Consider the following 268-nt stretch of genomic DNA (forward strand, 5'->3'; position numbering starts at 1 on the left):
TATCCATCTGCACAGCTATCTATTTCACGGGAATGAACTTATCACCCTGCCAAAGTGCAACCCGTCCTTTGTTATCCGCCGTGTCCACGCGGGTAAAACGACGCGACTTGCCCGGCATCAGGTAGTAATTCTCTTTACACTCTTTACCATTGGCGGCTTTCAGGCAGGGGCCGTAGGCGAGGATCCGCAGCGTCGCATTTCCTGTATTTGTCAGGGAGCCGTTGGCGTACTGAAAGTGGTAGTTTGCCTGGCGGGGTGCGACGACCAG

The 268-nt window shown here is 54.5% G+C and carries 1 pseudogene; it reads right to left on the bottom strand.

Features of this window, described 5'->3' with window-relative positions:
* Window positions 1–19: 19 nt before the first annotated feature.
* Window positions 20–268: pseudogene (ecpB, locus tag SB764_RS40810) on the bottom strand (fimbrial chaperone EcpB); the annotation flags it as partial.

The sequence above is a fragment of the Paraburkholderia sp. SIMBA_027 genome, assembly GCF_046535315.1.
GTDB classification, from domain to species: Bacteria; Pseudomonadota; Gammaproteobacteria; order Burkholderiales; family Burkholderiaceae; genus Paraburkholderia; species Paraburkholderia tropica.